General features: G+C 46.5%; 2 protein-coding genes. Both read left to right on the top strand.

Features of this window, described 5'->3' with window-relative positions:
- Positions 1 to 111 precede the first annotated feature (111 nt).
- Positions 112 to 3,078, top strand: a complete 2,967-nt coding sequence (locus tag B7Y67_RS12980) for a ribonucleoside-diphosphate reductase subunit alpha (protein WP_293599009.1) — start codon at positions 112 to 114, stop codon at positions 3,076 to 3,078.
- 46 nt (positions 3,079 to 3,124) lie between these two features.
- Positions 3,125 to 3,634: ribonucleotide-diphosphate reductase subunit beta (locus B7Y67_RS12975; protein WP_293599008.1), on the top strand; the 510-nt coding region annotated here is incomplete at its 3' end.

Below are 3,634 nucleotides of genomic sequence, written 5' to 3'. Positions count from 1 at the left end.
ACTTAGTGTTAAATGCACTTTGAGACACTAGATGTAGTGTTTGAATTCGGCAATACCCTATTGTTTTTTAACGATTTTTTGTCCAAATAACTATATATAAGCAGGAAAAATATGACATACGCTAACCCCCAGACAGCAGGACAGACTGCCGGCACAAATAATCCAGGGATGCACCCTTCGGAATCCATGAATCAAACCCCGTCTGCTGGCTTTGTAGCTGGCGGAGTTGGCGGTGGTCAAGCTACTCAATTGTCTGACTACAAAATCATTCGCCGAAATGGCTCAGTAGTGGCATTTGAGCCATCAAAGATTGCGATTGCGGTGACTAAAGCTTTTCTGGCGGTTAATGGTGGTCAGGGTGCAGCATCTGCACGTGTTCGTGAACAAGTAGAGCAATTAACTCACTCAGTAGTGCGTGCCTTGTTGCGTAGCCGCCCGAATGGCGGCACATTCCATATTGAAGATATTCAAGATCAGGTTGAGTTGGCGTTGATGCGCAGTGGTGAACACAATGTTGCCCGTGCGTATGTGCTCTATCGTGAGAAGCGCAATCAAGAGCGTGCAACACAACAGGGTATCGCACAAGAAACACAGGCAGCTACTCAAGCTGGTGAATCTGGTCTGAAGGTTACAGACGATGGGGTAGAGAAGTGGCTGGATATGGCTGCTTTGCGCACCATTATTGAGGCAGCATGTGAGGGGCTTGGTAACAACATTGATGCAAGCCCAATCATTACTGAAACTATCAAGAATTTGTACGATGGTGTGCCGATGGCACAGGTGTATGACTCAGCGATTTTGGCGTCACGCACTTTGATTGAAAAAGATCCTGCATACAGTCAAGTGACTGCACGCATCTTAATGCACGTGATTCGTAAAGAAATTTTAGGTCGCGAAGTACTGCAAGGCGATATGCAGGCTGAGTACGCCACCTACTTTGCTAAGTACATCAATGAAGGTATTTCTGCTGAACTCTTAGATCCACGCATGCGCGAGTTTGATCTACCAAGATTAGCGGCTGCCTTGAATGCAAGTCGTGACTTGCAGTTCAATTACCTTGGTTTGCAGACTTTGTATGACCGCTATTTCTTGCATATTGAAGACCGTCGTATTGAAATGCCACAGGCTTTCTTCATGCGCGTTGCAATGGGCTTGTCTTTGAATGAGTTGGATCGCGAGCGTCGTGCAATTGAGTTCTACGAAATTCTCTCTACATTTGATTTCATGTCCAGTACGCCAACATTGTTTAACTCAGCGACAACACGTCCTCAGTTATCAAGCTGCTACTTGACAACAGTGGATGATGATTTGGACGGCATTTATGAAGCATTGAAAGAGAATGCACTCCTGTCTAAGTTTGCCGGCGGTTTAGGTAATGACTGGACAAACGTGCGCGCCTTGGGAAGTCATATCAAAGGCACTAACGGTAAGTCACAAGGTGTGGTGCCATTCTTAAAGGTGGTGAACGACACAGCAGTTGCGGTGAACCAAGGTGGTAAGCGTAAGGGTGCAGTTTGTGCTTACCTAGAGACATGGCACTTAGATATTGAAGAGTTCCTCGAGTTGCGTAAGAACACTGGAGATGACCGTCGCCGTACGCATGATATGAATACGTCTAACTGGATTCCAGACTTGTTCATGAAGCGTGTAATGGAGGGTGGTGAGTGGACATTGTTCTCGCCTTCAAATACGCCTGACTTGCATGATAAATATGGAAAGGCTTTTGAAGAGGCCTATGTTGCCTATGAGAAAAAAGCGGATGCTGGTGAATTGAAACCATTCCGCCGCATTCCTGCGCAGCAATTATGGCGCAAGATGTTGGGCATGCTGTTTGAAACTGGTCACCCATGGATTACATTTAAAGATCCCTGCAATATTCGTAGCCCACAACAGCATATTGGTGTGGTCCACTCTTCTAATTTGTGTACTGAGATTACTCTGAACACAAACGAAAGCGAGATTGCTGTGTGTAACTTGGGTTCAGTGAACTTAACAGCCCATATGACTACCGATGCATCTGGCAAGATGATTTTGGATCACGAGAAGCTCCAGAAAACAATTCGTACTGCAATGCGTATGTTGGATAACGTCATTGATATCAACTACTACGCTGTTGCTAAAGCCCGTAACTCCAACTTGAAGCATCGTCCAGTTGGTATGGGCATCATGGGCTTCCAGGATTGCTTGCATATGCAACGCATTCCTTATGCTAGCGATGAAGCGGTGAAATTTGCTGATTCCTCTATGGAGGCAGTGTGCTACTACGCCTATCAAGCATCCAATGAGTTAGCTGAAGAGCGTGGCGTTTACAGCACTTACAAAGGATCTTTGTGGGATCGCGGCATTCTTCCGCAAGACTCAGTAGCTTTGTTGGCAGCAGAGCGTGGCGGTTACCTTGAAGTCGATAGCTCATCTACGATGAACTGGGATGGTTTGCGTGCCCGCATCAAGCAGCACGGTATGCGCAACTCCAACTGTGTAGCAATTGCACCGACAGCAACGATTTCCAACATCATTGGCGTTTCAGCCTGTATTGAGCCTACATTCCAGAACTTGTTCGTGAAATCTAACCTTTCGGGCGAGTTCACTGTAGTAAATGAGTATTTGGTGCGTGATTTGAAGGATCGCGGCCTTTGGGATGAAGTGATGATTGCCGATTTGAAGTACTTTGACGGTACTTTGTCTAAGATTGATCGTGTTCCACAAGATTTACGTGACTTGTATGCCACTGCATTTGAGGTAGAGCCAATCTGGTTGGTTGAGGCAGCTTCACGTCGTCAGAAGTGGATTGACCAAGCGCAGTCACTCAATATCTACATGGGCGGTGCATCAGGTAAGAAATTAGATGACACTTACAAGCTGGCTTGGTTGCGTGGTCTAAAAACTACGTATTACCTCCGCACAATGGCTGCAACTCACGTTGAGAAGTCTACTGTTTCAAGTGGTCAGTTAAATGCAGTTTCCAGCGGTGGTGGTGTGAATGGTACAGATGCATCAGCAGCGCAAGAATTGGATGGCCCAGCATGCACAATGCGCCCGGGCGATGCTGGATTTGAAGAATGTGAAGCTTGTCAGTAAGCATTTGATTGCTGATCTATAAAAGAAAAGAATTTAGGAGATTGTTATGTTGAATTGGGAAGAAGAAGTTGCGCCGGCACTAGCAAGAGCAGGTCTCGCACAGCAACCAGTTGTGGCAGAACCGCAGCGCCCACAAGCAGACGAAGTCGCAATTGCGCCCCAAGTCGCCGCACCTACGCAAGCAGCTTCACTAGGCGGTGGCGCAGCTTTGCGTGTCAATGCTGCTGATAAGCGTGTAATTAATGCAAAGACTGACGTAAATCAGCTGGTTCCGTTTAAATATAAGTGGGCTTGGGAGAAATATCTTGCTGGTTGTGCAAACCATTGGATGCCGCAAGAGATTAATATGAATCGCGATATCGCGCTTTGGAAGGATCCTAATGGCTTAACTGAAGATGAGCGTCGCATTATCAAGCGCAATCTTGGTTTCTTCACGACAGCAGATTCTCTGGCGGCAAATAACATTGTTTTGGGTACTTATCGCCACATCACTGCCCCAGAATGCCGTCAATATCTATTGCGTCAAGCGTTTGAGGAGGCAATTCATACTCATGCC

This window comes from Polynucleobacter sp. 35-46-11 (assembly GCF_002281105.1).
This window is presented reverse-complemented; position numbering and strand designations above follow the sequence as displayed.